The 25,711-nt window shown below is 64.9% G+C and carries 29 protein-coding genes; 15 read left to right on the top strand and 14 right to left on the bottom strand.

All coding sequences use genetic code 11. From position 1 onward, the window contains the following. Positions 1-84: 84 nt before the first annotated feature. Positions 85-1,353, bottom strand: a complete 1,269-nt coding sequence (locus tag XcyCFBP4188_RS11605) for a 2OG-Fe(II) oxygenase (RefSeq protein WP_006449856.1) — start codon at positions 1,351-1,353, stop codon at positions 85-87. Positions 1,354-1,388: 35 nt separating this feature from the next. Next, a complete protein-coding gene (locus tag XcyCFBP4188_RS11600; RefSeq protein WP_043908100.1) occupies positions 1,389-1,916 on the bottom strand; it encodes a YgjP-like metallopeptidase domain-containing protein in 528 nt (175 codons plus the stop codon). A 176-nt stretch (positions 1,917-2,092) separates the two neighbouring features. Here XcyCFBP4188_RS11600 and XcyCFBP4188_RS11595 point away from each other — a divergent pair, with 176 nt between their 5' ends. Continuing rightward, on the top strand, positions 2,093-2,266 hold the full coding sequence (locus tag XcyCFBP4188_RS11595; RefSeq protein WP_006452844.1) for a DUF1328 domain-containing protein: 174 nt from the start codon (positions 2,093-2,095) through the stop codon (positions 2,264-2,266). Between the two features lie 196 nt (positions 2,267-2,462). Here the strand turns inward: XcyCFBP4188_RS11595 and XcyCFBP4188_RS11590 are convergent, their stop codons facing one another. Beyond that, positions 2,463-2,717, bottom strand: coding sequence for a DUF2789 domain-containing protein (locus XcyCFBP4188_RS11590; RefSeq protein WP_006452845.1), 255 nt, complete (start codon positions 2,715-2,717; stop codon positions 2,463-2,465). A 131-nt stretch (positions 2,718-2,848) separates the two neighbouring features. Here XcyCFBP4188_RS11590 and XcyCFBP4188_RS11585 point away from each other — a divergent pair, with 131 nt between their 5' ends. After that, on the top strand, positions 2,849-3,115 hold the full coding sequence (locus tag XcyCFBP4188_RS11585; RefSeq protein WP_006452846.1) for a DksA/TraR family C4-type zinc finger protein: 267 nt from the start codon (positions 2,849-2,851) through the stop codon (positions 3,113-3,115). A 15-nt stretch (positions 3,116-3,130) separates the two neighbouring features. On the opposite strand, the gene XcyCFBP4188_RS11580 is transcribed toward XcyCFBP4188_RS11585, so the two are convergent. Continuing rightward, on the bottom strand, positions 3,131-3,724 hold the full coding sequence (locus tag XcyCFBP4188_RS11580) for a mechanosensitive ion channel family protein (protein WP_006452847.1): 594 nt from the start codon (positions 3,722-3,724) through the stop codon (positions 3,131-3,133). Between the two features lie 72 nt (positions 3,725-3,796). Then, complete coding sequence (locus XcyCFBP4188_RS11575; protein WP_043911003.1) at positions 3,797-4,045, bottom strand: hypothetical protein; 249 nt, start codon at positions 4,043-4,045, stop codon at positions 3,797-3,799. Positions 4,046-4,232: 187 nt separating this feature from the next. Between XcyCFBP4188_RS11575 and XcyCFBP4188_RS11570 the strand changes: the two genes are divergently transcribed. The 3 genes from XcyCFBP4188_RS11570 to XcyCFBP4188_RS11560 are packed head-to-tail and all read left to right on the top strand — an operon-like array spanning position 4,233 to position 6,250. Beyond that, positions 4,233-4,820: an RNA polymerase sigma factor gene (locus XcyCFBP4188_RS11570; RefSeq protein WP_006452849.1), complete on the top strand. Its 588-nt coding sequence runs from the start codon at positions 4,233-4,235 to the stop codon at positions 4,818-4,820. Then, complete coding sequence (locus XcyCFBP4188_RS11565; protein ID WP_046932514.1) at positions 4,817-5,353, top strand: hypothetical protein; 537 nt, start codon at positions 4,817-4,819, stop codon at positions 5,351-5,353. Before XcyCFBP4188_RS11570 ends, XcyCFBP4188_RS11565 begins: the two co-directional genes overlap by 4 nt. Before the next feature lie 12 nt (positions 5,354-5,365). Further along, positions 5,366-6,250, top strand: coding sequence for a DUF4097 family beta strand repeat-containing protein (locus tag XcyCFBP4188_RS11560; protein ID WP_006449533.1), 885 nt, complete (start codon positions 5,366-5,368; stop codon positions 6,248-6,250). Between the two features lie 74 nt (positions 6,251-6,324). On the opposite strand, the gene XcyCFBP4188_RS11555 is transcribed toward XcyCFBP4188_RS11560, so the two are convergent. From XcyCFBP4188_RS11555 to XcyCFBP4188_RS11540, 4 genes are all read right to left on the bottom strand, one after another. Then, a complete protein-coding gene (locus XcyCFBP4188_RS11555; RefSeq protein WP_010366034.1) occupies positions 6,325-6,510 on the bottom strand; it encodes a hypothetical protein in 186 nt (61 codons plus the stop codon). Between the two features lie 232 nt (positions 6,511-6,742). Continuing rightward, complete coding sequence (locus tag XcyCFBP4188_RS11550; RefSeq protein WP_104592142.1) at positions 6,743-8,098, bottom strand: Hsp70 family protein; 1,356 nt, start codon at positions 8,096-8,098, stop codon at positions 6,743-6,745. A gap of 124 nt (positions 8,099-8,222) precedes the next feature. After that, positions 8,223-8,696 (bottom strand): FKBP-type peptidyl-prolyl cis-trans isomerase, encoded by a 474-nt coding sequence (locus tag XcyCFBP4188_RS11545; protein ID WP_104549896.1) that lies wholly within the window; start codon positions 8,694-8,696, stop codon positions 8,223-8,225. Positions 8,697-8,989: 293 nt separating this feature from the next. Then, on the bottom strand, positions 8,990-10,054 hold the full coding sequence (locus tag XcyCFBP4188_RS11540; RefSeq protein WP_428977241.1) for a cation diffusion facilitator family transporter: 1,065 nt from the start codon (positions 10,052-10,054) through the stop codon (positions 8,990-8,992). 115 nt (positions 10,055-10,169) lie between these two features. Between XcyCFBP4188_RS11540 and XcyCFBP4188_RS11535 the strand changes: the two genes are divergently transcribed. Next, positions 10,170-10,505 (top strand): zinc ribbon domain-containing protein YjdM, encoded by a 336-nt coding sequence (locus XcyCFBP4188_RS11535; RefSeq protein ID WP_104592140.1) that lies wholly within the window; start codon positions 10,170-10,172, stop codon positions 10,503-10,505. A gap of 117 nt (positions 10,506-10,622) precedes the next feature. Here XcyCFBP4188_RS11535 and XcyCFBP4188_RS23400 read toward each other — a convergent pair whose 3' ends face one another. The 3 genes from XcyCFBP4188_RS23400 to XcyCFBP4188_RS11520 form a co-directional block, all read right to left on the bottom strand. Beyond that, positions 10,623-11,414, bottom strand: coding sequence for a hypothetical protein (locus XcyCFBP4188_RS23400; protein ID WP_233397295.1), 792 nt, complete (start codon positions 11,412-11,414; stop codon positions 10,623-10,625). A gap of 219 nt (positions 11,415-11,633) precedes the next feature. Beyond that, positions 11,634-12,689 carry a L,D-transpeptidase gene (locus XcyCFBP4188_RS11525; RefSeq protein WP_104592138.1) on the bottom strand — a complete coding sequence of 352 codons (1,056 nt, stop codon included), beginning with the start codon at positions 12,687-12,689 and terminating at the stop codon, positions 11,634-11,636. A gap of 372 nt (positions 12,690-13,061) precedes the next feature. Beyond that, the gene (locus XcyCFBP4188_RS11520) at positions 13,062-14,180 is read right to left on the bottom strand and encodes an alkene reductase (protein ID WP_104592137.1); all 1,119 of its coding nucleotides are present in this window, start codon (positions 14,178-14,180) and stop codon (positions 13,062-13,064) included. Positions 14,181-14,401: 221 nt separating this feature from the next. Here XcyCFBP4188_RS11520 and XcyCFBP4188_RS11515 point away from each other — a divergent pair, with 221 nt between their 5' ends. The 6 genes from XcyCFBP4188_RS11515 to XcyCFBP4188_RS11485 all read left to right on the top strand — a co-directional run bounded on the left by XcyCFBP4188_RS11515 (position 14,402) and on the right by XcyCFBP4188_RS11485 (position 19,811). Further along, complete coding sequence (locus XcyCFBP4188_RS11515; RefSeq protein WP_095574870.1) at positions 14,402-15,607, top strand: MFS transporter; 1,206 nt, start codon at positions 14,402-14,404, stop codon at positions 15,605-15,607. 546 nt (positions 15,608-16,153) lie between these two features. Continuing rightward, on the top strand, positions 16,154-16,609 hold the full coding sequence (locus XcyCFBP4188_RS11505) for a PA2169 family four-helix-bundle protein (RefSeq protein WP_043908767.1): 456 nt from the start codon (positions 16,154-16,156) through the stop codon (positions 16,607-16,609). 268 nt (positions 16,610-16,877) lie between these two features. After that, positions 16,878-17,480: a 2'-5' RNA ligase family protein gene (locus XcyCFBP4188_RS11500; RefSeq protein WP_006450487.1), complete on the top strand. Its 603-nt coding sequence runs from the start codon at positions 16,878-16,880 to the stop codon at positions 17,478-17,480. A 35-nt stretch (positions 17,481-17,515) separates the two neighbouring features. Beyond that, the gene (locus XcyCFBP4188_RS11495) at positions 17,516-18,121 is read left to right on the top strand and encodes an HD domain-containing protein (RefSeq protein ID WP_104592136.1); all 606 of its coding nucleotides are present in this window, start codon (positions 17,516-17,518) and stop codon (positions 18,119-18,121) included. 62 nt (positions 18,122-18,183) lie between these two features. After that, positions 18,184-18,366, top strand: coding sequence for an oxidoreductase-like domain-containing protein (locus XcyCFBP4188_RS11490; RefSeq protein ID WP_043908763.1), 183 nt, complete (start codon positions 18,184-18,186; stop codon positions 18,364-18,366). A gap of 71 nt (positions 18,367-18,437) precedes the next feature. Continuing rightward, a complete protein-coding gene (locus XcyCFBP4188_RS11485; RefSeq protein WP_074057021.1) occupies positions 18,438-19,811 on the top strand; it encodes a virulence factor in 1,374 nt (457 codons plus the stop codon). Between the two features lie 682 nt (positions 19,812-20,493). Here XcyCFBP4188_RS11485 and mprF read toward each other — a convergent pair. After that, on the bottom strand, positions 20,494-23,058 hold the full coding sequence (gene mprF / locus XcyCFBP4188_RS11480; RefSeq protein WP_006451784.1) for a bifunctional lysylphosphatidylglycerol flippase/synthetase MprF: 2,565 nt from the start codon (positions 23,056-23,058) through the stop codon (positions 20,494-20,496). A gap of 258 nt (positions 23,059-23,316) precedes the next feature. Between mprF and XcyCFBP4188_RS11475 the strand changes: the two genes are divergently transcribed. The 3 genes from XcyCFBP4188_RS11475 (at position 23,317) to XcyCFBP4188_RS22860 (ending at position 24,638) form a co-directional block, all read left to right on the top strand. Further along, positions 23,317-24,024 carry a DUF998 domain-containing protein gene (locus tag XcyCFBP4188_RS11475; protein WP_043909901.1) on the top strand — a complete coding sequence of 236 codons (708 nt, stop codon included), beginning with the start codon at positions 23,317-23,319 and terminating at the stop codon, positions 24,022-24,024. Positions 24,025-24,034: 10 nt separating this feature from the next. Continuing rightward, on the top strand, positions 24,035-24,382 hold the full coding sequence (locus XcyCFBP4188_RS11470; protein WP_023903305.1) for a RidA family protein: 348 nt from the start codon (positions 24,035-24,037) through the stop codon (positions 24,380-24,382). A gap of 97 nt (positions 24,383-24,479) precedes the next feature. Continuing rightward, positions 24,480-24,638 (top strand): hypothetical protein, encoded by a 159-nt coding sequence (locus tag XcyCFBP4188_RS22860; RefSeq protein WP_155767022.1) that lies wholly within the window; start codon positions 24,480-24,482, stop codon positions 24,636-24,638. Here the strand turns inward: XcyCFBP4188_RS22860 and XcyCFBP4188_RS11465 are convergent. Then, positions 24,628-25,698, bottom strand: coding sequence for an SAM-dependent methyltransferase (locus tag XcyCFBP4188_RS11465; protein ID WP_006451781.1), 1,071 nt, complete (start codon positions 25,696-25,698; stop codon positions 24,628-24,630). The two genes, XcyCFBP4188_RS22860 and XcyCFBP4188_RS11465, sit on opposite strands and share 11 nt — an antisense overlap. Positions 25,699-25,711 lie beyond the last annotated feature (13 nt).

The raw sequence follows: 25,711 nt of genomic DNA, 5'->3' as shown, positions 1-25,711 counted from the left end.
AACGCGACGTCTGCAGACCCTGTCCGATCACGTCGCGCTGCAACATTTTAAACCACGTCGGCAGGGGCTTGTGTATGAATCTGTTCACCAATGCCGATAGCGCTGCTGCCGAAACCACAAGGTTCCCAGCCATTTGCTGCCCGTGGTGACCGGCAGGCCGGCGTGCAACGAATCGGGATCGGGGCAGCCATCGGCCTGCAGGTTGTCGAAGCACACCACCGACCCGGCACGCGGTTGTACCCGGATGCCAGCAACAGGGAACTCGGTTTCGCCGCCTGCGTCGACATCGTTGAGATAGACGCATGCGGTGCGCAGGCGATTGCCGGCGCCAGGGCGGTCTGCGGCGATCGTGCCGGGCGGCAGGTAGTCGCGATGGGCGCGGTAGTGCTCGCCCGGCGCGTAGCACAGCACCGACAGCGCTTCGGCGTGGGTCAACGGCAGCTGCGCGCAGGCCGCCACGCGCGCCTGCGCTGCACGCGCGGCGAAGTCTTCGAGGATCGGATCCAGCGTGGCGCCGCGGCTGGTGCGGATCGGCGTTCGGTGCGTGCTCGCATCGTTGGGGTCCACCACCTGCGAAGCACGCAGATGCGGCCGTGCCAGCAGCATCAGCAAGCGGCATTCGTCGGCAGACAGCACAGCGGAGACTTCCTCGATCATGGGCGCGTCGTGGCGCCGCGTCGTCGCGTTTCTTTGGGGCGCGAAACTGATGTGGTCCTCGTTGCCAACGGGGTCGCGACCGGGATCGGGTGGCGAGATCCGCACATCGGGCAGTACGGCGATGCCCAAGGGTTGCAATTGCCGCAACAGCTGCGCCGCGGCCTCAGGCTGCGGCGGGACGCCTTCGCCACGCAGCAGGCGCTCTGCCAGCAGTGCGGCCGCCAGCGCATCGCCGCCTGCGGCGGCGCGCTCCAGCAGGGCAACGCAGCGGCGTTGTTGTTGCGGGTCATCGATGCGGCCGTGCTGGATGGCCAGTGCGCGGAGTGCGAGTGGGTAGTCGGCCGAGGCTGCGGCGTGCAGTTGCGCGTATGCCTGCGGCGCCAGCGCCAATGGAGTGTCAGTGACCGCCAGCGTTGCCAGCAGATAACGCGCCGCTGCGGAGTCCTGGCGCTCGGCCTGCTGCCAGTGCGCCCGCGCCTGGGCAATGTCCACATCGCAACCGACACCGTAGGCCAGCATGCGCCCGGCTTCGATCAGTGCCGTGGGATCGCCGGCGGCCGCGCCCCGTGTGTACCAGACCAAGGCCTGCTCGGTCTGCCCGGCGCGCACCAGCGCCTGCGCCAAGGCATTCATTGCGGCGGGCTGTTGCCCGTTGGCAGCCTGCGTCAGGGCGGCGAGTGCATGCGTCTGTTCCATCGCGGCATCCTAAGCCTTGCCCGCGCGATGCGCGATCAGCGGTTCGCCGACAGCGCCAGCTGGGTCAGATACAGGCGCAGATCGAACTCCAGTTGGTGGTAGTCGCGCGTCATGTGGTTGCACAGCTGGTAGAAGGCCTTGTTGTGATCGGCCTCCTTCAGATGCGCCAGCTCGTGGGCCACGATCATCTGCAGAAATGGCTCTGGAGCGTCGCGGAACAGCGAGGCGATGCGGATTTCGCGGCTGGCCTTGAGCCGGCTGCCGTGCACGCGCGAGATGGAGGTGTGCGTGCCCAGCGCATGCTTCACCACCTGCAGATGGTTGTCGTACATCGCCTTGTGCAAGGTGGGCGATGAGCGCATGTAGCGCTCCTTCATCGCTTTGACGTACTCGTACAGATGGCGGTCGGTGCGGATCTCATGGCGGTCCGGGTAGCGCCGCGCCAGCACCGCTGCGAGTTTGTCCTGCGCGATCAACTCGCGCACCTGATCCAGGACGGCGGGCGGGTAACCGGTGAGATAGCGGAGAGTGTCCATGCCGATCGAGTGCTGCGAAGTGCACATGATCACCGATGCAGGTGCCAGTGGCGAATCTGCGCGCGCGAATGTGGCGGTGTGTGTCAGGCGTATTCACGAATGCGGCACACCTGGATGCGTAGCGTGCAGCGCATGTTTTGCGGTGTATTGCCGCAGGCACACGACTAAAAACACGGCACCGTGCCGAATGAGGAGACAACAACATGATCAAGTGGGCCATTATTTTCGCCATCATCGGACTGATCGCCGGTGCGCTCGGGTTTGGCGGTATGGCGGGCGCTGCGATGGGCATTGCCAAGTTCCTGTTCTGGGCCGGCATCATCATCGCCATCGTGCTGTTCGTGCTGGGTGTGACGATCGCCAAGAAGGTGACCTGACGTCCGAGTGCCTGGCGTCGGCGCGCGCTTCGCACGCCAGCCGCGTTACCCGGAATGCAAAAGAGCGGCCACTGGCCGCTCTTTTTTGTTACTGCAATCTGATCAATCGAATCGGCCGGGGCAAGTATTCGGCCGGCACAAGTAAAAGACTACAGGCGAGTTCTACCGCAATGCCTTCGCTGCGCTCTTGTGTAGATCAGACGCCGGTGTCTTCGGCTGTGGTGTGCAGGGCGATGTTGAGTTGATCGATGGTCACGATCCAGTCGGCATCGTCGAGGCGTTCTTCACGCAGCAACTGGGCCTGTGCCGGGGTCCAGAAGGGCGCCTCTTCCAGACGCACATCGCCCGGCAATGGAGAGTGCTCATCGATAAAGTCGCGAATGCTGACTTCGTCCGATGGCAGACCCAACTGGGCGAATAATTCGGAGAACGGGTGGACAGGTTGTTCCATTGCAGATTCCTCGAAGAGTGCGAATACCCCGATGCTAGAACACCCGATTTGAGCGCACTGTGCACGTCCGGCTTGGATGTGCCTGCGGGCATGCCCATATTCCACTCCTGAGCCAACAAGCCGAGGCGATCATGGCGACCGGATGGGCGGGTGATGGGGCGGTGCAGGACCAGATCGATGCAACCGTCGAGGATGCGATCAAGCGCGCGCGGAGCCAGCTGCATCAGGGCCCGAGCCTGACGCATTGCGAAGAGTGCGATGCAGCGATTCCCGAAGCGCGCCGCAAGGCAGTGCCGGGCGTGCACCTGTGCGTGAATTGCCAGGAAGCGCACGATCTAGATCAGGCGGCGCAGGGCGGCTACAACCGTCGCGGCAGCAAGGACAGTCAACTGCGTTGAGAGCTAGTGGGTGTCTTAGTTGGCGTTGAAGTGGCTGGTCTCGCGCCAGCGCCGCGTGGTGCGCTGGAAGAACAGGCTGTTGGGGACCTGCAGCACGCTGCCGGCGTGATCGCCGGTTTCTTCCAGTGTCGTGTAAATCACGTTGATGTCGATCACGCGGCCTTTCAGGCCCGGCTTGTCGCCGCCTTCGAGCAATTCGATATGGTCGTGCAGGCGGAACGGGCGCGTGGTGATGATCAGGAACGTGCAGAAGATATTGGACAGCACGCTCCATGCCGCGAAAAACGCCACCGCACCGACCGCCGCGAACCCGGTGAACGCGGTCCACAAGGTGCCGCTGGAGACGCCAAGCACGTTCAGCACCGTCAGCACGGCGGTGACCGAGATGACGAAGCTGCCCACACGCCGGATACCGATCATCATTTCTGCCGGCAGGCTGTAGCGCGTGCACAAGCGCCGCAGCAGTTGCCGCAGCAGCAGCCGTACCAGCGCGGCAACGGCGACGATCAACACGATCTGCACCGTTGGCACTGCGACAGCCAGCCACTGCGGATTCCAGTGCGGCAGCAGGCTACGGATCATGGTGGGCAACGCATCGGGCGTGGACATTACATCATGCAGGTTGGGCGGATGCCCATTGTAACGGGGCGCTCGGGGAAGACAGCATGCAGTTGCAGGTGGCTAGCGCGTGACACGCGCACCGGATGCGGAGAGCGCGACCAAGCGCTGCCAGCGCTGTTCCAGGTGACGCACCAGTGTCCATTCCCATGGTGTGCTCATCGCGACGCAAGACACCTGCTTGAGCGGTAAACGCAGCAGGCACAGCTCCAGGCGCGCCGGGATCAGCGTGAGCTGCAGCGCATCCATCGGCAGCGGGGCCGGGCAGTGGGTGGAGCACAGGCTCAGGAGCAATCCAAGAACATGCGGCATGTGGGCTTACGATCAAAATGCCTGCGCTTGGAGCGGCCGATGACCGTGCCCAGGCGGGCAATGCGACGCAGGAGTGCGCTATCGAAAGGATTGGATGCGCCGGCAGGCGAAAAGGTTTACGCCGCGTTCGAAGAAAAAGAGTTTGCCGGGTTTAAACCTTTGCGCTGTCTGCTGCATCGAACTGGATATGCTCGACACCGCCATGCCCATCGATGCCTCAGCGTGCGACAGCCCCGCCGACCGCGACGACGCCGGCTTGGCGCGTGCTGCTGCGCGCGGAAATCGCGCTGCCTACGAGACCATCTATCGCCGTCATTCGCCGCGGTTGTATGCGGTGGTCTGGCGCTTGTGCGGTGGCAACGCGGCGCGCGCCGACGATGTGCTGCAGGAAACCTTCATCGCGGCATGGAAGGCCTTGCCGCAATTCCGTTTTCAGAGTGCGCTGGGCACCTGGCTGCATCGCCTGGCGGTCAACACCGCCTTGATGGAGTTGCGTGCGCGCTCGGCTGCGAGCGATCACATGGTGGACGATGCCGACGGCGAGATTCTCGCGGCGATTCCTGGCGCAGCGCATTGCCAATCGACCCGGATGGATCTGGAGCGCGCGCTGGAAACATTGCCGCCGCGTGCACGCGCGGTGCTGGTACTGCACGACATCGAGGGCTGGAAACATCAGGAGATTGCCGACCAACTGCACATGGCGGTCGGCAGTTCCAATGCGCAACTACATCGCGCGCGCGGCTTGCTGCGTGCGCGGCTGGGAGAAACCGTATGAACCACGATCACCATGATTCACACGATCCACGCGAGACCGACGACGCTGCGTTGTGCGCGCGTTTGCGGGCATTGCCGCAACACCGCCAGCCACCGGCGCAGATGTGGGAGCGCATTGCGCCCGCATTGACGGCGCACTCCAGCGTGGTCGCATTGCCGCCGCGCCGTCATCGCGCATGGGCGTGGCCTGCACTGGGTGTGGCGCTCGCCGCTGCGCTGGCGTTGGTGGTTATCGTGCCCGGGCTCGATCGGCAGGCACGCACGCCCGTGCCCGTGCAGCCCGCGCTGGTGGCGCAGGCGCAGGCGATGGCCGGGCAGTACCAGCAGGCGATTGCTGCGTTCCCCGTGCAGCAGGTGCCGGCCGATCTGCGTCCTGCGTTGGATGAGCTCGATCAGAGCGTGCAGGCCATCCACGCGGCGATCGCGCAGAGCCCGCGCTCGGCGTTTTTGTTGTCGCAGCTGCAGCGCACCTATGCGAAGCGGCTGCAATTGACCCGTCTCGCCGCACAGGGCGAGGCGTCCTTCCCTAGCTGAGGAGCATGCCCAATGCGTTACATCCATCTTTCCCTGTTACTGCTGGCTGCGGTATGCGCCGCGCCGGCAGCGGCGCAGACCGCGCTCAAGCAGACCCATCCGCTGGCGCGCGGTGGGCGCGTGGAGGTGGAAAACATTGCCGGGCAGATTCGCGTGCGCGGCTGGGACCGGGACGAGGTGGCGCTGACCGGCAGCTTGGGCGAGGGGCAGCGGCTGGATGTCGACGCAAGCCCGGACTTGCTGCAGCTGGAGGTGATCTACCCGCGCAACGGCCGCAACAGCAAGGGCGCTCAACTGGAGTTGCGGGTCCCGCGTGCGGCGTTGCTGGACGTGGAGGCGGTGAGTGCCTCGGTCGATGTCGATCAGGTCGATCTGGCGCGGTTGCAGCTCAAGTCGGTCAGCGGCGATGTGGTCGCCGGTGGGCGCGCCAAGGAGGCGCAACTGGAAACCGTCAGTGGCTCGCTGCGTAGCTCGGTGGCCAGCGGGCGGCTGACGCTGGGCACGGTGAGCGGGCAGATCGATGCGCCATCGGGCGCCAGTGGGGTGATCTCGGTCGAGTCCGTCTCCGGCCAGATCCGGGTTGGCGCGGGGCAGGTGTCGCAGCTGCGCGCGGAGAGTGTGTCCGGGGGAACGGCGCTGACGGTGACCGGGCTGGCGCCTGGCGGCAGCATCGCGGCGGAGAGTGTCAGCGGCTCGATCACCCTGGGCGTGCCGCGCAATGTCTCGGCAGCGCTGCAGGTGGAGGTGTTCAGTGGCGACATCCGCTCGGTGGCCGGGCAGGTGCAGCGGCCGGAGTACGGCCCGGGCAAGAGCCTGAAAACCAGGCTGGGTGCGGGCAATGGTGACGTCAAACTGGAATCGCACTCGGGCTCGGTGCGCATCGATTACAACAACTGATACCCGTAACCTGACGCCTGAAACAAGCGTGCCACCTTGCGGTGGCACGTTGAGCAAACACTTCGGTGCAACGCTTAGGCGATCTTGTCGCCATCGTTGCGAGCTGGGCCGAAGTTGGTGGTGAGCACTTCAATCCTGCCGCCGGTCTTGCGGAACGCGGCGATGTCGGCAGCGATGCGCTCACGACTGAGCGGCTGCGACTTGCCTTCGCTGCGAGCGATGCTGGGCTGGGATTTCTGCTTGGTCGCGGGACGTGCCATGTGGCCTCCTGTAGCGGGGAAGTGCAAGGACATCGCGTGCGGCTAGGGTGGCGCGCGCAGAAGCGATGTCGAGAGGTGCGATCGCGTTCGGTGCGCAATCGCGGCGGCACGGCGAGCGTGCCTTGCAGACAAGACGGCGGGGCGTCCGGCAGCAACCGTGCATTATATGGGAAGTCGCGCCGGATTGCGTTAACGCGTGCTGTGCACAGCTAACCGACCATCTAGCTGCCGCTCACCGCGCGGCAGCCCAGGCCAGGCCCTGGACCACACCAAAGGACGGATCGCCTTGCACCAGGCGCGATTCCGGAAAGGCGGCCGCGACCGTGTCACGGATATAGCCTGCGCGCGACATGCCGCCGGTGAGGAACAGCGTGGCCGGCGGCGCGGCCAGGTCGGCACGCACCTGCGCGAGCAGGCCTTCCAGTTCGCCCAGATAGTTGGAAGCGGACGCCACCAGTGCGCTGGCCTGCACGTCCACGCCCAGCCCGCGCTCGATGAAGTCCAGCGCCGCCTGGTGCTGGTCGCGCTCGCTGAGCGCGATCTTGCAGGCTTCCACGCCGCGATACAGGCGCGCGGTGTTGCCGGTGTCCTGCAGCGCCTGCAGACGCTTGTCGAACGGGGCGGGCACGTCCTGGTACTTGTGCAAGCGGAATTCGCGCTGGCGCGTCATGTCCTGCACCATCGCCGCTTCCACGTAGTGGTGCGTAGGCACGCGGGTGATACCGCGGCCGAACAGCGGCATGTAGGCGGCCAGGCTCAGCGCAAGATCGATATCGGTACCGCCGCGTGCGATGCCCCAGGCGCGGTGCACCTGCGGCGCGTCGCTGCCGCCGACGCTGGCATGCGCGATGTCGGTGGTACCGCCGCCGATGTCCACCACCACGGTGTCGTGCCGGGTGTCGTGGCTGACGTGGTAGTGCATGGCGGCCGCTGCAGGTTCTTCGAGGAAATCCACCGTGTCGAAGCCCGCAGCGATTGCGGCGGTTTGCAGGATCTCCAGTGCCTGTGCATTGCCGGCCTCGCCGATCGAGCTGCGGAACTGCACCGGGCGACCCAACGTGGCGCTGCGGATGTTGATGTCGAACTGGCGCGAGGCGGTGAGCCGAATGTGTTCCAGCACATGCGTGGCGATGCCGGTGATGGTCTGGCGCGCACGCGGATGCAGGTTGTAGCCGAGCATCGACTTGGGGCTCTGCACCAGGCTGCCTTCGCCTTCGAGGAAATACGCATCCAGCGCCTCGTCGCCATAGACCGCGTTCTGCAGCAGGGCGGCAGAGCTGCGCGGCTCGCGTACCTGTTCTTCCATCCATTGGCGGCGCACGATGCGGATCGCATCGCGGCGCAGGCTGTCGTTGGCGGGCGCGCGGCCGGCGGCAAGCGCGTCGCGGCGGCCCGAATCGATCAGCCGTTCCACCTCGTATTCCAGCGCCGGGGTGAGGCTGAAATCGTCCGGGTCGCGCATGGTCTCGGGGAAATACACCGTGGTGCGGAACTGCAGGTCCTGCCCGAACCGCACCGGCACCACCTGGCCATCGACGATCGCCGCAGCGGCGGAATTGCTGGTACCGAAGTCGATGCCGAGTTTCATGCAGGCGGGCCTATGAGCGGGCCGCGCACTTTACTACTTCTGCCGTTTGCGTCGTGGGCAAGGGTCCGCGCGCAGGTCGCAGCAGCCGAAGCGCCGTGCACCCGCAGGCGCACGGCGCGATGACTCATGCCGCAAGGTTGGCGACGTGACCTTCGTTCAGTTCTTCGGTGGTGGCTTCGCGCACTTCGATGACTTCGACCGCGAAATGCAGGGACTTCCCAGCCAGCGGGTGATTGCCGTCGACGGTGACATGCTCCGGGCCGACGTCGGTGACCGTCACCAGCACCGGTCCTTGCTGGGTGCGGGCCTCGAACTGCACGCCCGGCACCACTTCGATATCGGTGGGAAAGGCATCGCGCGGCACCTGCTGGATCAATTGCGCATGGCGCGGGCCATAGCCTTGCTCGGGCGCCACATCGGCGGTGAGCGTTTCGCCCAGGCGCTTGCCATCCAGCGCCTGCTCCAGGCCCGGCACGATATTGCCGGCGCCGTGCAGATAGCTCAGCGGCGTGTCCGGCGTGGAACGGTCCAGCACCTGGCCGGTGTCGTCGGAAAGAGTGTAGTGAATGGTCGCAACGCGACCCTGGCTGATTTCCATTGGAAACCTCCATGACGGTGATCGAGTGGAATGCATCGGCTGATTCACGATGCGAAGAGATGCTGCACGCCCACCGTAGGCAATCGCCTTCGATCATGCAACCGCAGCCGATCCGGCGGTTAGGGCGAGGATCAGCTTGGTCGTGGTGGTGTCAGATTGGGTCATGCCTGCAGCCGAAGGTCATGCGTCGACTGTCTGGCTGCACTGGAACTGCGACGCGGCGGATGTTTTGCATCGCACTTCAGCAGGTGTTACGCATGTTTCAACGTGCACCCCAACGCACGTGCTGCGCACTAGTCGGGTTGTGCGTCGCGTTCGATCTCGGTACGCCGTGCATGCCAGGTTTCAGGCGTTTGCGGCTTGATGAACAGTGCGGTGAGCTCGGGGTGCTGGCGTTTGGCGGCGGCCTCGATGCGCCCGACGCAGGCTTCGATCTGCGGCGTGGTGCGGCTGTCTTCGAACTCGGCGCTCAACGCAGCCACCACTTGATTCGGGCCCATCTGCATGGTCAATACGCCGTTGGCGGCGCGCACGTCCGGGTCGCTGGCGGCAATGCGCAGCAGCGATTCGGTGACGTGCGCATGTGCGGGCTCGCCGATCAGCAAGCCCTTGGTTTCGCGCGCCAGCAGGAACGCGGTGACCGCCAGTACGCCGGCGATGCCGATCGAGGCGATGCCATCAAGTTCGGGCATGTCCAGCAGTTGCGCGCCGGCCAACCCCAGCACGGCCATGAACAACCCGATCAATGCGGCGCTGTCTTCGAGCAGCACGGTGAACGTGCTGGGATCCTTGCTTTGCCGAAACGCCTGGAAATAGCCCATGCGGCCCTTCTTCGCGCGGAACTCGCGCAAGGCCACCACCCAGGAAATGCCTTCGAACACGATCGACACGCCGAGCACGATGTAGGCGATCAGATGGCTCTTGGCCGGCTCCGGATTGCGCAGATGCACGATGCCTTCGTAGAGCGACACACCTGCGCCCATCGCAAACACCAGTAACGCGACGATGAAGCTCCAGAAATACAGCTCGCGTCCGTAGCCGTACGGATGGGTAGGCGTCGGCGCCTGCGTTGCGCGCCGCAGGCCGTACAGCAGCAGCACTTCGTTGATGGTGTCTACCAGCGAATGCACGCCTTCGCTGAGCATCGCCGAGCTGCCGGAAATGCCGGCGGCGATGAACTTGGCGATGGCGATGGCCAGATTGCCGGCCAGGGCCACGTAGACGACCAGGTGCGAGCCGGTCTTCTTTGCGGCATTGGCCTTTGCCGCGCCAGGTCCGGTGGACCCAGGCCCGGCAGCCCGATGCTGTGCAGATTCGGGCGCGCCGTTGGGCGGATTGGAGACCGATTGATTGGACACGCGCGACCTGCAAGGCATTCGACAAGCGCCGCACTATCGCGCCACCGCCGTGCCGGAGACGTGATCGCGCGGCCGGGGCGCTACAATCCACGCCCGTTTTGAGCTTAGGAATCGCATGTCCACCGTTCCCGCCTGTCCGCAATGTGGCCTGGACAACACCTATGTCGACGGCGCCTTGTCGATCTGCGCAGACTGCGGCTTCGAATGGAGTGCGGGCGACGCCGTCGCGACCGCGACGGTGGTACGCGACAGCAACGGCAATGTGCTGCAGGCCGGCGACACGGTGAGCGTGATCAAGGATCTGAAGGTCAAGGGCTCTTCGATTCCGCTCAAGCAGGGCACGCTGATCCGCAATATCCGCCTGGTCGAGGACGATGCCGAGCACATCGAAGGCAATTCGGAAAGGATCAAGGGCCTGGTGTTGAAGACCTGTTTTCTGCGCAAGGCGTGAGGCGATTGCGGCGATGGCAACGCCGCGTACGGCGTGTGTAGGAGCGCGCTTGCGCGCGATGAGGCGTTGTCGATAACGCCTCATCGCGCGCAAGCGCGCTCCTACCAAGCGGCACTCTCAATCGCGCGGATACACCGCTGCAACCGTGCAGCTCTGGCGCATCCGCGCAGCCAGGCCACCGCGCGTGGCGCTCAGGTCGCCCTGCTGGCCGGATCCGGCAGCCGCGCCGGCAAGCGCCATCTCGTCGAGCACGTCGACCTTGTCGCCGGGATTGCCGCAGATGGCATTCAAGCCCATGCCGGACACGAAGCGGATCGGCGGCGCGCCGCTGAGTTCGCGGCAGCTGTCCATCAGTTCCACACGGTAATGGCGGTGCGTGCCGGGATGACGTGGCGAGACTTCCACCACCAACCCTTGGCCATCTTCCGACCAGGAGCGCAGCATGCTGGGATTGAAGCAATAGCTGGATGAGCCGGCGAAATTGCGCCGACGCGACTCGCGCACGCTGATGCCTTCCAGGGTGGGTATGCCGTTATGGTCGCGTTGCCTGGCTGCGCTGGCGTACTCGCGCGCACTGAACGTGGCGACCTGGCTGATCGCGCATCGCTGCTGAGCGGTGCTCACGTACGCTTGCGCACCATTGCAGACCCAACCATGCGCCGCCAGCAGGCTCGCATCCGCTTGCGCGGCAAGTTGCGGGCAGTCCTGAGTCAAGGTGAGGCGGAACAATCGTCCGCCGTGTTCGGCCACGGCCAGCGTGCGTGCATCGACTTGATGCAGTTCGGCCAGCTGGCGTGCATCCAGACACTCGGCGTTTGGTGCGGCCGGGCGCACCGGCTCTGCCGCTGCAGTGGATAACGCGCAACTGAAAAACGTGCTGCCGAGCAGAACCGCAGTAAGTACACGCATCACGCACATCCTTGGCAATGAGGTATGGCTGCATCATCTGCCAGGCAGGCTGCGCTGACAATCGCAACGTGCGACGCGTCTAGCGTTCAACAAAACCGGAAGGGCGGCCTGCGCTGGGCATCGCCAGCGCACATGAGCGCATTGCCGATGCTGATCAGCGACATGTGCGCGCGCAACCTCACGCGCACCTTGCTGCTGCGATCGCTGCGCAGCTTGCACTCAAGGCGCTTCGGGCGGATCCGAATTCAGCACCTGCAACTTGCCGCCGGTGGTCTCGGGAAGAATGCGTTGATCGGTGGCCACCAACACCACGCCAGGCGTCAGCAGCGGCAGCAATCCAGCCAGAAATGCCGGCGGAACCTGCAGCCGCGCGATGGTGTCGGCGTCCAGCGCCTGTCCTGCCGCAGCGCTGCTGCCGGGGATGCCGATGCGCATCCAGTTGGGCATGCGTTGACCGGGCAGGCCGGGCACCTCGCCGGGCAAAAATCCCTGGCCGACGATAAAGGCCTGCGTGCCCAGCGGTGCGGCGCCCGGTTGCGCGTGCAGGGCGACTTGCGCACGTCCGATTTCCACGCCATTGCGATACACCACCAGCTGCTGGTCGCTGCTGCTGACCAGCATCGAGATCGGGCCGGTGGGCGCCAGTTCCGGTTGCCATGCAAATGCCTGGCCATTGGGCAGCGGCAGCAATGCGCGCTGCGCGCCGGTGGTCGGGTCGATCGGGCTGAGCGCGCGTGGATGCACCACTGCGTCGGCATCCATGCCAGCCTGCGCGACCACCACCACCATGCCCATGTTGGAGTTGTCGAACAGCAGCCGCGCGAATTCCGATGGCAGATGCACGCAGCCATGCGATTCCGGGTAACCCGGCAAGCCGCCGGCATGCAAGGCCACGCCATCCCAGGTCAGTCGTTGCTGATACGGCATCGGCGCGGCGTTGTAGATGTTGGAGCGGTGGTCCTTGTCCTTCTGCAGGATGGTGAACACACCGGTAGGCGTTTCGTGCCCGGGCTTGCCGGAACTGATGGTGGAGACACCGATCAGGATGCCGTTGCGATACGCATAGGCGCGTTGCTCGGTGAGGCTGACGATCACCGCCATCGGCCCCCAGCCCTTGCTGACGCCGCCCCAGATCCATTCGCCCGGTTTGAGCTGTGCAGGCGCGGTTTCGGCGGGGCTGGATTGGCGCGCGCCCCAGAACGGCACGGCAAGCGCGTGCCCGCAGATCAGCAGCGTGCACAAAAGAACGGAAGTGAGCAGGGGCCGCATCGGCATTCCAGAAAGCAGTGTCGGCACGATCCTAGCGGGGCAGGGTGTGCGCGTCATGTGGTTGCTACTGGTGTCGGCGCGCGATGCGAAGGTGCCGGCGTTGCGACGGGCGCGATGTGTCTGCGGTTGGCTATCCAACGAGCCTGTTGCGCAACCAACGCATAAGCGTTCGGCCTTGCGCGCTGGGTCAACGATTGACTTGCAGACGCAAGATGGTCGCCCAATCGCGATGGCAATCGGGGGAGAGGTGCGTGTTGTGCTCACCTGAAACAGTCGGCAGGCGATCTGCTCAGAACCGCAGTGCGCGCATGTACAGGCTGATCTGAAGCATCGACTGCGCTCGCTTGATGCTGAGCGCAGCCGGTGTGCCAGCCGGGCCTAGTTCGGCAATGCGGGGTAGTCGATATAGCCTTCGGCACCGCCGCCGTACATGGTGGCCTGGTTGAAGTCGGCCAGCGGGGCGTTTTCGCGCAGGCGACGCACCAGATCCGGGTTGGCGATGTAGGGGCGGCCATAGGCGATCGCATCGGCATAGCCGCTGCCGATGGCCTTTTCGGACAGCGCCTTGTCGTAGCTGTTGTTGGCGATCCAGGCACCGTCGAACTTTGCGCGCAGTGTGGCGTAGTCGAAGGCCACGTTGTCGCGCGGACCGCCGGTTGCGCCTTCGATCACGTGCACGAAGGCCAGCCCGCCGATCAGGTTGAGGCGCTCGACCGCACGCTCGAACAACGGCTGCGGATCGGAGTCGTGCATGCCGTACACCGGTGTGACCGGCGACAGGCGCACACCGGTGCGCTCGGCGCCAATCTCGTCGGCAATGGCCTGCACCACTTCGGCCAGCAGACGGGTGCGGTTTTCGATATCGCCGCCGTACGCGTCGGTGCGCTTGTTGGAACCGTCACGCAGGAACTGGTCGAGCAGGTAGCCGTTGGCTGCATGCACTTCCACGCCGTCAAAGCCCGCATCGATGGCGTTGCGCGCGGCGATGCGGTAGTCCTCGATCAGGGCGGGGATTTCGTCCAGCGCCAGTGCGCGCGGCTCGGACACATCTTCAAAGCCGTTCTTGGTGAAGGTCTTGCCTTCGGCACGGATGGCACTGGGCGCAACCGGCGATTCGCCCGGCGGCAGCACGCTGGTATGCGACACGCGGCCCACGTGCCACAGCTGCAGCACGATCTTGCCGCCGCGGCGATGCACTTCATCGGTGACCGCCCGCCAGCCTTCGACTTGTTCTTTGCTGTGGATGCCGGGTGTGTCGAGATAGCCCTGGCCGAGCGGGCTGATCTGGGTGCCTTCGGCCACGATCAATCCGGCGCTGGCACGCTGGCCGTAATACTCGGCGGCGAGCGGCGAGGGCACCTGACCGGCGACGGCGCGGTTGCGCGTCAGCGGCGCCATGATCACGCGGTTGGCAAGATCCAGCGCGCCCAGGCGCACCGGGGAGAACAACGGAGATTCAGTGGATTTGGACATCAGCAACCAGTTGAAGTTGATCACGCGCCAGGCGCGACACCGCGCCGATCGCGAGTGCCCCCTAGCGATGGTGGCGGACCCAAGCGGATTCGAGCGATGCCGATAGGACACAGCGTCTTTCATTGCAGTGGAAGGCGCTGAACTGTGACGTGTTGGGGCTTGGCGCTGAATCGCTGCAGGCGGCATCCTTTCGCTCGATGCTGCATTGCACAATAATAAGCCGCCCCGTCATTCTGGAGTCGGGCATGTCCGATACTGATCTCTCACCGCCGCCCGTCTCGCGGCGCGATTACGTGCTGATCCTGTTTGCATTGGCGATGGGCGGCTTTGCGATCGGCATCAGCGAATTCTCGACCATGGGGTTGATGACGCAGATCGCGCAGGGGCTGCAGATCAGCGAGCCGCAGGTCGGTCACATCATCAGTGCCTATGCGTTAGGTGTGGTGGTCGGTGCGCCGTTGCTGGCGATTCTTGGCGCGCGCTGGCCACGGCGCACCTTGTTGCTGCTGTTGATGGTGTTTTACGCGTTGGGCAATCTGGCCAGTGCGTTGGCGCCGAGCTATCACACGATGTTGCTGTGCCGCTTTATCGCCGGTTTGCCGCATGGTGCGTACTTCGGCGTGGCCTCGTTGGTGGCCGCATCGATCAGCCCGCCCAATCAGCGCGCCACTGCGGTGGGCCGCGTGTTGATGGGCCTGAGCATTGCCTTGCTGATAGGCAATCCGCTGGCGACCTGGCTGGGCCAGATCGTGAGCTGGCGGTGGGCGTACGCGGCGGTGTCGGTGCTTGCGCTGTGCACGGTTGCCGCAGTGGCGTCACGTTTGCCGCCTGCGCCGGACGAGCCACGGCAGCAGCCGCTGCGAGAGTTGCGTGCGTTCAATCAGCCGCAGGTGTGGCTGGCATTGGCGATCGGTGCGGTGGGTTTTTCCGGCATGTTCTGCGTCTTCAGTTATCTGGCACCGACCTTGACTGCGGTCACCGGCGTGGAGCCGGCGCGGATTCCCTTGGCCATGGTGGCGTTCGGTGTTGGCGGCGTGCTCGGCAGCATCCTGGGCGGCTGGTTGTTCGATCGCATGCAGTTCCGCGCGGTGCCGGTGCTGTTGGTGTGGTCGGTGGTGGTGATGCTGACGTTTCCGTTGGCCGCGCAATCGGGCCTGTGGGTGTTCGTCTCCATCGTGGCCGTGGGCACCATGGGCGCATTGGCACCGGCATTGCAGACCCGTTTGATGGATGTGGCAGCCGAAGCGCAGACCCTGGCGGCGGCGTCCAACCATGCGGCGTTCAATACCGCCAATGCTTTGGGCCCGTGGCTGGGGGGCATGGCGATCACCGCAGGCTGGGGCTGGACGTCCACCGGATATGTGGGCGCAGCAACCGCGCTGGGCGGGTTGCTGGTGTACGCGCTGGCGGTGTGGCAGGAGCGTCGGCAACGTGTGTTGGTGGCGAGCTGATCCGCATTGCCGCGTTCGGTAGCGCGTTTTTCTGGGGCTTCAACGGCAATCGGTAACGCGATGCAGCACAGACGCATCGCGTATCCACAGCCAACTCACGGCATCGCACCGAGACTGCAGGCTCGAATACAAGCGGACCGAACAGTGCCATGACCGAGTTCACTCCACCGCCGTGGAAGCGCCCCAATCCCAAGCGTAAATCTGCTTCCACGCCACTAAGCGATGCGCAGAAAGCCGCGGCCAGACAACGTGCGGAAGAAGCAGGGCGGCCGTATCCCAATTTGGTCGACAACATGTGGGCAAGTCGGCAACCCAAGTGAGTTTTGACTTCGCGTTGGCATGGATGAATCGCTATTCATTGCCTGCATGACCGCGTGAGGAAGCGGCCCACATAACTCACGCGCGGATTATGCGCGCAACGCCACTATGGGGCCGTACACACCATCACTGCAGCGCAATCAACGCATCGATTGCCTCATCCCAAAGCCGGCGCGACCGCATCTGCTAGACGACGCAGCGCTGGCCCACCGCAACAAGGAGCGACACATGAGCATTCAGAGCAAGACCGAGCATAGCCTCAACGACCTCATCGCCATTTCCCGCGACGGCAAGGACTTCTACGATGAAGCCGCAGCCAAGGTCGACGATGCGGAACTTGCGACGCTGTTCCGCCGCATCGCTGGCGTCAAGTCCGACATCGTCAGCAATCTGAGCAGTGTTGTCGCAGCCGCCGGCGGCGAGCCGAAGACCAGCGGCACTATGGTCGGCAGCATGCAGCAGTTCTACGGCAAGGTCCGTGCAACGCTGGGCGACACCAAGTATGGCTACGTGGCCGAGCTGGAAGAGTCCGAAGACCGTCTGTTGAAGGCGTTCGATGAAACCATCGCTGATCAGGATACTCCGGCTGCTGCACGCGACGCCGCACTGCGCCTGCTGCCGGAAGTGCGCGCATGTCACGACGTAATGCGTAACCGCAAGCACGCGATGAAAAGCGCCGCATAAGTTGCGTGCGTGACCGCGGCGCATTCAGGTGATGCAGCTCGCGGAGTAAACCGATAAAGGCGGAAACGGGTAGCGCAAGTTGCCCGTTTCTTTTTGTGTGGCGCATGCAGGCGCACATGCAGATACGGCGCACGTGTTCTGTTCCACGCAACCGTGCGCGTTCCACGTTGCCAGCCATGTTTTTGCGTGTGTCGGACACCCGCCCGGTCTGCTAGTATCCGCCGCCCTTCCTCCGGCAGGCCCGCATGCGCGGTCGTGGACTCACCCCATGAAACAGCAGTTCCTGTACCTGTCGTCGGCCGAGGCGCAGTTGTCGCTGGGCCTGGGGGAAGAGAAGACCACCGAGCGTCTGTTTTTTGCGGTGATGGCCGATGCGCGCACTGCCGAGCATGCGGCCATCATCGCCGAAGGGTTGCTTGGTAGCGGTCAGGTCGATGGCAAGCCGCTTGCGCGCGAGCGCCTGCATGTGACCTTGCATCATCTGGGCGATTACGCAGGCGGTTTGCCGCCGTCGTTGGTGAGCCGCGCCAGTCAGGCGGCCGAGCGCGTGGTGCTGGATGCATTCGACGTGGCGTTCGATCGGGTTGGCACCTTCGGTGGACGACGTTCGCAGTTGCCGTGCGTGTTGCGCGGCGAAGAACAGGTGCGCGGCTTGTATGAATTGCAAGGTGCACTGGGTCGGCAACTGGCGCACGTGGGCATTGCCGGCGATGCGCAGTACACGCCGCATATGACGCTGCTGTATTGCAATCAGGCGTTGCCGCAGCGGCGCTGCGATACGCTCGCCTGGACGGTGCGCGAGTTCGCGCTGGTGCGCAGCTTTCTCGGCCAATCGCGTTACCAGATCGAAGGCCGCTGGTCGCTGCGCTGATGTGCAGGCGGGCGCGCACGCGGTAGCCTGCGTGCATGGACGCCACCACACCACTGCCATTGCAGGCCGAGCACCTGGCCGCGCTCGAACAGGCCTATGCCACGCCACCGCGCGCCTACCATCACTTCGGCCATGTGCGCGCGCTGCTGCAGCATTACGCGCAGGTCGCCGCCTGGCCGGGCTGGCAGCAGCCGGCCGAGGTCTGGCTGGCGGTGTTGTTTCACGATGCGGTGTATCAGCCCGGACGCAGCGACAACGAGGCGGAATCTGCCAACTGGGCGGCGCAGTGCATTCCGCGCTGGTGGCCGCAGGCGCAGGTGGATGTGGAGCGCGTGCAGAACCTGATTCTGCTGACCGCACGTCATGGGCAACTGCAGCCGCAGGATGTGGACGCCGAAGCGGCGTTGTTCCTGGATTGCGATATGGCGATTCTGGCCGCACCGGCAGCGGTGTTCGATGCGTACGACCGTGCCATTGCCGCCGAATACCGCGGACATGTGCCAAGCGTGCTGTTCCGGCTCAACCGCCGGCGTTTTCTGGCCGGCCTGCTCAAGCGCCCGCGCATCTTCTTGAGCGATGACTTCCATGCGCGCTGTGATGCGGCTGCGCGGGCCAATCTGCGCCGGCGGCTGGGTCGCTGATCCGGTGCCGATGATCCTGGCGGTTCATCCAGGCACAGCAACAGCGCACGCTACAATGGCGCATGCACGACAGCGCCGTTTCCGCCACCGATCCACGCCCGCAACCCCCCGAGCCGCCTGCGCCCAATGAGTGCTGCGAAAGCGGTTGCCCGTTGTGCGTGCATGATATGTACGCCGAGGAACTGGCGCGCTACCGGCAGGCACTGGCAGCCTGGGAAGCGCGTCAGCAAGCGAGTGCGCCGTAAGCGAAGCGTCGCGCTTCGCGCTGCAGCCTGGAACGATTATCTTTGAACCACTTTTTTTTCGATGGTGCGACATGCGACGACTTGAGATGTGGAGCGCGCTCTGCGGCGCGGCGGTGTTGGCGCTATCGGGCGCGGTCGCCGCACAGGCACCGCAACCGGTAAGCCATGGCCGTTTCGAACAGGTGCCGGTGCTGATGCCCAAGGGCGAGCCGCAGCGTGTAGTGATCTGGCTAAGCGGTGCCGGCAATGCCGCCAAGCGCCAGGCCCAGGCAGAAAGCTTGCGTGCCGATGGCGCGATGGTGGCGATTGTGGACACCGCACATCTGTACGCGGTGCTGCGCAAGGCCGGCGGCACCTGCACGTTCTCGGTCGGCGATGTGGAGAACTTTTCCCGCTATTTGCAGGCCTTCTATCACATCCCCACCTACCGTCTGCCGTTGCTGATCGGCGACGGCGATGGAGCGGCACTGGCTTATGCGATCGGGGCACAAGCCAAGCCGCATGTGCTGGCCGGCGTGCTCACCGATGGGCTGTGCCCGGCGGCGGTCTCCGACCAGGCGATCTGCCAGCCGGGCGTGCGTCCGGGCAGCAACGCGCTGCTCCCGGTGCCGCTGCAGATTCCCTGGGTGCTGGCCGGCAGCCAGGACAAGCGTTGCCCGGCCGCGACCGAGAACGCCTTCCTCAAGCAGGTGCCGCAGGCGCGCACGTTCACGCGTTCCGCGCAGGGCGATATTCTGCCGGGCCTGCGCGCTGCCGCTCGCTCGTTGGGCGAGCAGAAGGGCGTGGCCCTGCCGCCGCCGCCGGGCGGTCTGGCCGATCTGCCAGTGGTGGAAGTGCCGGCCAAACCCGACGGCGACAGCGACGACGACACCTTTGTGATCTTCGTCTCCGGTGATGGTGGCTGGGCGGGTCTGGACGAAGAAGTGGCCGACGCGCTGGCCGCGCAGGGTATTCCGGTGGTCGGCCTGGATTCGCTGCGTTACTTCTGGACAGAACGCACGCCGCAGGGCTTCGCGACCGATCTGGACCGCATCGCGCGCTTCTATGCGCAGCGTTGGCAGCGTCAGCGGGTGGTGCTGATCGGCTTTTCGCAAGGCGCGGACGTGTTGCCGGCAGCGATCAACAAGCTACCGGCGCAGACCAGGCAAAACATCCGCATGACGGCGCTGTTGTCGGTGGGCAAGCTGGCCGACTACGAGTTCCATGTCAGCAACTGGCTGGGTTCGGACGACGATGGCCTGCCGATCGCACCAGAAGTGCAGCGCCTGCCGGCCGGCACTACGGTGTGCATCTACGGCCAGGACGATGAGGACGCGCTTTGCCCGAGCCTGCCGGCGCAGGCGGCCAAACGGGTTGCGCTGCCGGGCGATCATCACTTCAAGGGCGATTACGCTACCTTGGCCAAGGTGATCATGGAGCAGTTGCACGGGCTGTCGAAGCCGTAAGCGAGCGTGGCATCTTTCCATCCGCAGCTTTTCCTTCAGTCACCGACAATATCCGAAGGTGCTTGCACGCGTGCCGGCATGGGACCTTACGCGGCATGGATGCCGCGTAAGAGCCTACACGGACGTACTTGCGGCGTGTCCCATGCCGGTACGCGTGCAAGCGCCCGCAGCAAACCGAAGCATTCCCACGAAACCAGCTGACTTCGTCTGCTTGTTCGGCTTGCGCGCGGTGCCGCATCCAGTGTCGGGACACGCCGCAAGTACGTCCATGTAGGCTCGGTGGCGGCATCCATGCCGCCACACGGTCCCGCCCCTGGACGCGGCACCACGCTTCCACTTTTCGCGACTGCTGATCGGCAAGCAATGACTTTATGAATGACTTTATGTAGGCGTCATGCCTGCGGATTCCGCAGTCGATACTCGATGCTGCATTCGTCTATCGCTTTGTCATGACTTCGCCAGCGAAGGCCACGCTTCAAGGCATGATCAATCAACCAGGCAACGCTGTTCCTTCAGCTACCGACGCCAACCGAAGGTGCTTGCGCGCGTGCCGGCGTGGGACCTTACGCGGCATGGATGCCGCGTAAGAGCCTACACGGACGTACTTGCGGCGTGTCCCATGCCGGCACGCGCGCAAGCGCCCCTCAGTAAACCGAAGCATTTCGCACAAAGGCACGCGGCCTTATTCCTGCCGACCAGGATCCACCGAGATCAAGCGGGTCACATCCAGTAACGCCGACGGCAAATGCATGCCGCCCGGCGCGACCAGATAGCGCGGGCGCCAGGTTGGCGCGAACTTCGACTTGAAGCGGCGCAGGCCGCTGAACCCGTAGAAGCGTTCGCCGTGCCGCGCGACCAGGCTGGCGAAGCGGTTCCAGCGGCCGGCCAGGCGATGCTCGGCCATGCCCGACAGTGGCGCCATGCCCAGCGAGAAGCGCGTGTAGCCATTGGCCTGGCCCCACAGGAACAGCTCGATAAACAGGAAGTCCATGGTGCCCTTGGGCGCCTGCGCGCTGTGGCGCATCAGATCCACCGACAGCTCGCCGCCGGCCGGCGCCCACCACACGTTGGCGAAGGCCATGATCTGCCCTTCCGCCTCGGCCACCGCTACCGGAAACCGGCGCAGGTATTCCGCATCGAAGCTGCCCAACGAAAAGCCTTTCTCTTCGCCGGCTTTTTCTTCCAGCCACTGCTCGGAGACCTCGGCCAGCTGCGGCAGCACCGCCTCCACTTGCTCGGATTGCAGCATGCGGAAGGTCAGGCCGCCGCGTTTGCCGCGGTTCCAGGCCTGGCGCAGATCGGCACGGTCGCGGCCTTCCAGGGTGAAGCCTTCCAGCGGCACGATCGCCTCTTCGCCCAGCTTGACCAGGGTCAGCCCCATGTCGAGATAGGTCTGCCAGTATTTTTCGCCGACCTGGTAGAACACCGGGCGCAGACCCATATGGTCGGCTTCTTCGCGGAAGCGCCAGATCAACGCCCGCGCGACCTCCGGCGGGCCGACCGGATCGCCCATCGAGATCAGCGAGCCGCCGTAGCGCTGCATCATCACAAACCCACGCCCCTGCTCATCGAGCAAAAACGCCTTGTCGCCGGTCAACGCCAGGCAGGCCTGGGTGTCAGTGCTGATGGCCAGAATCGGTGCCAGCGTCTGCAGCGTGTGCGCATCGGCGGCCGGCATCAGGCGGCGCCCGCCACGTAGCAGGCGCGCCACGCCGAACACGATCACGCCCACGCACAGGATCAGCGCGGCGCGCAACGCACGCGGCGCATTGGCCGAGGTGGCGAACTGCCACCACAGGTCGTTGCTGTATTCGACATGGCTGTAGACGAAGAACAGCAGCCAGAACGTGGCCACCAGCACCAGGCCCAGATTGCTCAGCCAGCGCCACGACCAGGCTTCGTCCAGCAGCGCGCCCTGGCGATAGAACTCGCGGCGTGCCGCCCACAGCGCAACCGCCGCCAATGCCGCCGACAGCGACACCGAAATATGGCTGCCGCGTAACAGCGACAGCGGCGGCAACAGCACGCACACACCCAGCGCCAGCGCCCAGGCCGCATGGCTGCGGCGCTGCAGACCCTGGCCGATCAGCAACAACAACATGCCGCCCAGGCTGACCAGCAGATGCGAGGTTTCGATCAGCGGCAGCGGCGCCACTTCCTGACGCGCGCGGGGCGTGGGTAAGGTGCCGTCGATCATCAGCGCCGCACCCACCGCAAACACCGCCAAGGCCAGAATCTGCGGCAGCCACGGGCGAAACGCCTTCCACACCGTGCGTGCGGTGCTCGCACTGGCGCGCACTGGCGCACCCAGGCCGGAAGCTGCCGCCATTGCCACCGAGATCAGCAACGGCACGATGTAGTAGGTGACCCGGTAGGCCAGCGCCGCGGCCAGCACGGCGGCGGGGGTGACATGCGGCAGCAGCTTGAGCAGGCTCCACTCGAACACGCCCAGGCCAGCCGGCACGGTGGAGATCAGGCCGGCGACCACCGCCACCAACCAGATGCCGATAAAACCGAAATAGCCGGTGCCCGGATCCGGCGGCAGCAGCACGTAGAACGCGGCCGCAGCCAGGCCCAGTTCGACCACGCTCAGCGCGGTCACGCCGAGCACCGTGGTGCGATCGGGCAGCCAGAAGCGATGGCTGCGGATGCCGAATTCGCGGCCCTGTCTGCCGACCAATACCAGCATCGCCACATAGCCGACCAGCAAGGCGATGCCGGCGATGCGGATGCCTTCGGCAGCGATCGGCAGGGCGCGTGCGGCCGCTTCCGGTTCCAGCATCAAGGCCAGGCCAAGCAGCACCCAGGCGCCGAAGACGAAGCCCAGCGTGCTCATCAGCACCACCTGGCCGATCTCGGCCAGGGTCAGCCCCACGCTGCCATAACCGCGCAAGCGCACCGCGCCGCCGGTCAGTGCGGCAAAGCCCAATGTCTGCCCGACCGCGTGCGCCATGAACGCGGTGATGCCCACCCGCGCCGGATGCAAGCGCTTGCCTGTGCGCTTGAGCCCCACCCAGTCAAAGCCCACCAGGCAGGCGTAGCTGCTCAAGCCCAGCAGCAGGGTGAGCGCGATCTGGCCGACCCCCAGTTCACGGAACGCCTGGCGGATCTGCCGATAGCCGTGGTCAGTGAACTGAGAGGACAGCGCGTGCAGCGCCATCGCCAGGATCGCCAGGCTGATGATCACCGGCAGGGCGCGACGCCAACCGCTGGCGGGCGTTTCGGAAGACACGGGGGTATCCGTCATGAGGGCAACGGGATCTGCTTGAGGGAAAGAAGGTGCATGCACGGAATGTGCCGCGCGCGGGGGGTCTGCATGGGCCGGTCGATTGAAGTGCGTGCAGCGTGATCGCGTCAATGCAGAAATGAAGTGAACGCTAAGGTTCGGCCATGCCGATATTTGTCCGCGCATGGCGGCCGCGCGCATCATAGGGCAAAGCCACGCGTAGGTGCCGTCGGGGAGCCGGATGGATCAGATGACAGTTGCAGGGGAGACAGGCTGTTGATGGGGAATGCATGCGATCACCGCGCTGCTGCGCAAACCCGGCGGGCATGTCCGCCACGCTGGAGCGGTTACGCCGGTGCGATCACCGCAGGGACGGGCGTGGCCTTCATCGCTCTGGTGGTGTTGCTGCAATGGCTGCGCGGCGATCTGGACTGGATCGATGCACAACTGAGTGCCTACCTGCACGGCGCTTACGGCTTGCTGCTGCGCACCGCCTATTGCCTGCTGGCCGCAGCCATGGCGTGGCTGGTGCTGGGTCTGTACGTGGCGCTGGCGCCGGTCGCATGCAGTCGCACGGTGGTGGGCTTGTTCTGCATGGCGGCAGTAGGCCTGAGCGCGGTGGCGATCGGCGACAGCTGGATGCCGGTGCTCGCACCCGACGCGGCGACGATGGTGCATCTGTTGTCGGCCAATACCGCATTTCTGTGCGTAATTGCAGCGATATTGCTGCAATCCTGGTATTTCCGTCGTGATCGTTGGTGGCGCCAGCATTTCGTACCGGCATTCGGTCTGGGCTTGGTGGCATTTGCGCTGTTGTTGTTCCACGTCAGCGTGACCAGCGCGCCGCCGGGTATCAGCCAGAAGAGTGCTATCGTGGCGATCGTGTCCTGGATGGTGCTGGTTGGGCGGTGGCTAGCGCGCGACGTACATGCGCAGGCTGCATGTTTGCCGCATTCGCGGGACAATGCCCGGGTCAATCAACCGTAGGAAGTCTGAAATGGTGCAGCGATTCGATACAGGTCCGCGGATGTCCGAAATGGCCGTGCATGGCGGCGTGTGCTATCTGGCCGGCCAGATTGCCGAGGACACCAGCGAAGACATCACCGGGCAGACCCGCCAGGTGCTGGGCGAAATCGACAAATTGCTGGCGCAGGCGGCCAGCGACAAGACCAAGATCCTGCGTGCGGAAATCTTCCTGGCCGACATCGCCGATTTCGACGGCATGAACAAGGCCTGGGACGAGTGGGTGCCGCATGGCTTTACGCCCGCACGTGCCACTGTCGAAGCCAAACTGGCGCGGCCGGAGTGGAAGGTGGAAATCGTGATCACCGCTGCGGCGGGCTGAGTCACATGGCGGCGCGCGGATCGCCGAGCGATCGCGCGCTGCGACCCTATGATCTGCAACATTGCAGCTGCCTCAGCAGCCAGTTACGAAAACCTGCTTGCGTGCCGAGCTGGCATTGCCAGCCAACGCGCTGATCTGCGTGCCAGCGTTGTTGAAGAGCCGAATTGAAGCCGACACATCGCGGCCATCAGCTGGCCGCGATGTCGTTTTGGTCCGCGCTGCTGCGTCGATCAGCCTTGCTTCGATCAACGCTTGACGAAGCGATAGTGCGCCACGCCCCATTCGCGGCCCTGGTCGTAACCGAACAGCTCCGCGCAGGCCAGCCAGAACATCCGCCAGCGTTGCCACCAGCGCTGCGCATCCTCGCCGTAGGTCTGCTTCAGCAGCGGCATGATCTGCTCGCGGTGGCGGTCCTGATTCTCCAGCCAGGCATTGGCGGTCTTTTCGTAATGCTCGCCCGACAGCACCCAGCGCTGTTCGATCACCACGTCCTGCTGGAAATGCAGCAAGGTATCGGTGGCCGGCATCAGCCCGCCGGTGAAAAAGTGCCGCCCCATCCAGTTGTCTTCGCCGGCCACTTCGAACGGGTAGGCCAGATCGCGATGGCAGAAGACATGCACGAACAGCTTGCCGCCCGGCGCCAGCCAGCTGCCGACGCGCGCCAGCAACTCGCGGTAATTGCGCATGTGCTCGAACATTTCCACCGACACCACACGGTCGAAGTTGCCCGGCGGCAGCGCCAGCGCGTTGACGTCGGCGGTGATGACCTGCACGTTGCTCAAGCCACGCACGCGGCACTGTTCCAGAATATGCGCGCGCTGCGGGCGTGAGTTGGACACCGCGGTGATGGTGGCGCCGGGATAGCGTTCGGCCATCCACAGGGTCAGCGAGCCCCAGCCGCAGCCCAGTTCCAGAATGCGCTGGCCGTCGGCCAGCTCGGCACGCTCGCCGTACAGCGCCAGCATGCGTTCTTCGGCGGCATCCAGATCCGGCGTGGTCGTGTCCCAATAGCAGCTGCTGTATTTGAGCCGGCGCCCAAGGCACAGGGTGAAGAACTGCGGCGGCAACTCGTAGTGCTGGCGATTGGCGGCATCGGTTTCGATCGCGATCGCGCTGGCACGCAGGCTGTCGATAAACGCGCGTTGACGTTCGCCGCTGGCATCGGCGCCGTCGCCGCGCTCATCGCGCAAGCGCTGCGCGCACAGTCGGCGGATGCCGTAACGCAATGCGGCATCGGGCAGCAGGCCGGATTCGGCCAGCCGGGTGGCGAAGGATTCTTCCGGCAGCGAGGAGGGCGGGATGGTAACGGTGGACATACGACTCTCCAGG

The organism is Xanthomonas hortorum pv. cynarae (genome assembly GCF_002939985.1).
GTDB classification, from domain to species: Bacteria; Pseudomonadota; Gammaproteobacteria; order Xanthomonadales; family Xanthomonadaceae; genus Xanthomonas; species Xanthomonas hortorum_D.
This window is presented reverse-complemented; position numbering and strand designations above follow the sequence as displayed.

Coding starts and splice junctions, on each gene's coding strand:
- XcyCFBP4188_RS11575 (WP_043911003.1), bottom strand. CDS start 4,045: ATGCCGCATGTTCTTGGATTGCTCCTGAGCCTGTGCTCCACCCACTGC.
- XcyCFBP4188_RS11590 (WP_006452845.1), bottom strand. CDS start 2,717: ATGGAACAACCTGTCCACCCGTTCTCCGAATTATTCGCCCAGTTGGGT.
- XcyCFBP4188_RS11505 (WP_043908767.1), top strand. CDS start 16,154: ATGAGCATTCAGAGCAAGACCGAGCATAGCCTCAACGACCTCATCGCC.
- XcyCFBP4188_RS11565 (WP_046932514.1), top strand. CDS start 4,817: ATGAACCACGATCACCATGATTCACACGATCCACGCGAGACCGACGAC.
- mprF (WP_006451784.1), bottom strand. CDS start 23,058: ATGACGGATACCCCCGTGTCTTCCGAAACGCCCGCCAGCGGTTGGCGT.
- XcyCFBP4188_RS11595 (WP_006452844.1), top strand. CDS start 2,093: ATGATCAAGTGGGCCATTATTTTCGCCATCATCGGACTGATCGCCGGT.
- XcyCFBP4188_RS11535 (WP_104592140.1), top strand. CDS start 10,170: ATGTCCACCGTTCCCGCCTGTCCGCAATGTGGCCTGGACAACACCTAT.
- XcyCFBP4188_RS11515 (WP_095574870.1), top strand. CDS start 14,402: ATGTCCGATACTGATCTCTCACCGCCGCCCGTCTCGCGGCGCGATTAC.
- XcyCFBP4188_RS11525 (WP_104592138.1), bottom strand. CDS start 12,689: ATGCCGATGCGGCCCCTGCTCACTTCCGTTCTTTTGTGCACGCTGCTG.
- XcyCFBP4188_RS11570 (WP_006452849.1), top strand. CDS start 4,233: ATGCTCGACACCGCCATGCCCATCGATGCCTCAGCGTGCGACAGCCCC.
- XcyCFBP4188_RS11485 (WP_074057021.1), top strand. CDS start 18,438: ATGCGACGACTTGAGATGTGGAGCGCGCTCTGCGGCGCGGCGGTGTTG.
- XcyCFBP4188_RS11605 (WP_006449856.1), bottom strand. CDS start 1,353: ATGGAACAGACGCATGCACTCGCCGCCCTGACGCAGGCTGCCAACGGG.
- XcyCFBP4188_RS11545 (WP_104549896.1), bottom strand. CDS start 8,696: ATGGAAATCAGCCAGGGTCGCGTTGCGACCATTCACTACACTCTTTCC.
- XcyCFBP4188_RS11465 (WP_006451781.1), bottom strand. CDS start 25,698: ATGTCCACCGTTACCATCCCGCCCTCCTCGCTGCCGGAAGAATCCTTC.
- XcyCFBP4188_RS11555 (WP_010366034.1), bottom strand. CDS start 6,510: ATGGCACGTCCCGCGACCAAGCAGAAATCCCAGCCCAGCATCGCTCGC.
- XcyCFBP4188_RS11580 (WP_006452847.1), bottom strand. CDS start 3,724: ATGTCCACGCCCGATGCGTTGCCCACCATGATCCGTAGCCTGCTGCCG.
- XcyCFBP4188_RS11475 (WP_043909901.1), top strand. CDS start 23,317: ATGGGGAATGCATGCGATCACCGCGCTGCTGCGCAAACCCGGCGGGCA.
- XcyCFBP4188_RS11585 (WP_006452846.1), top strand. CDS start 2,849: ATGGCGACCGGATGGGCGGGTGATGGGGCGGTGCAGGACCAGATCGAT.
- XcyCFBP4188_RS11550 (WP_104592142.1), bottom strand. CDS start 8,098: ATGAAACTCGGCATCGACTTCGGTACCAGCAATTCCGCCGCTGCGGCG.
- XcyCFBP4188_RS11490 (WP_043908763.1), top strand. CDS start 18,184: ATGCACGACAGCGCCGTTTCCGCCACCGATCCACGCCCGCAACCCCCC.
- XcyCFBP4188_RS23400 (WP_233397295.1), bottom strand. CDS start 11,414: ATGCGTGTACTTACTGCGGTTCTGCTCGGCAGCACGTTTTTCAGTTGC.
- XcyCFBP4188_RS11600 (WP_043908100.1), bottom strand. CDS start 1,916: ATGTGCACTTCGCAGCACTCGATCGGCATGGACACTCTCCGCTATCTC.
- XcyCFBP4188_RS11495 (WP_104592136.1), top strand. CDS start 17,516: ATGGACGCCACCACACCACTGCCATTGCAGGCCGAGCACCTGGCCGCG.
- XcyCFBP4188_RS11470 (WP_023903305.1), top strand. CDS start 24,035: ATGGTGCAGCGATTCGATACAGGTCCGCGGATGTCCGAAATGGCCGTG.
- XcyCFBP4188_RS11500 (WP_006450487.1), top strand. CDS start 16,878: ATGAAACAGCAGTTCCTGTACCTGTCGTCGGCCGAGGCGCAGTTGTCG.
- XcyCFBP4188_RS11560 (WP_006449533.1), top strand. CDS start 5,366: ATGCGTTACATCCATCTTTCCCTGTTACTGCTGGCTGCGGTATGCGCC.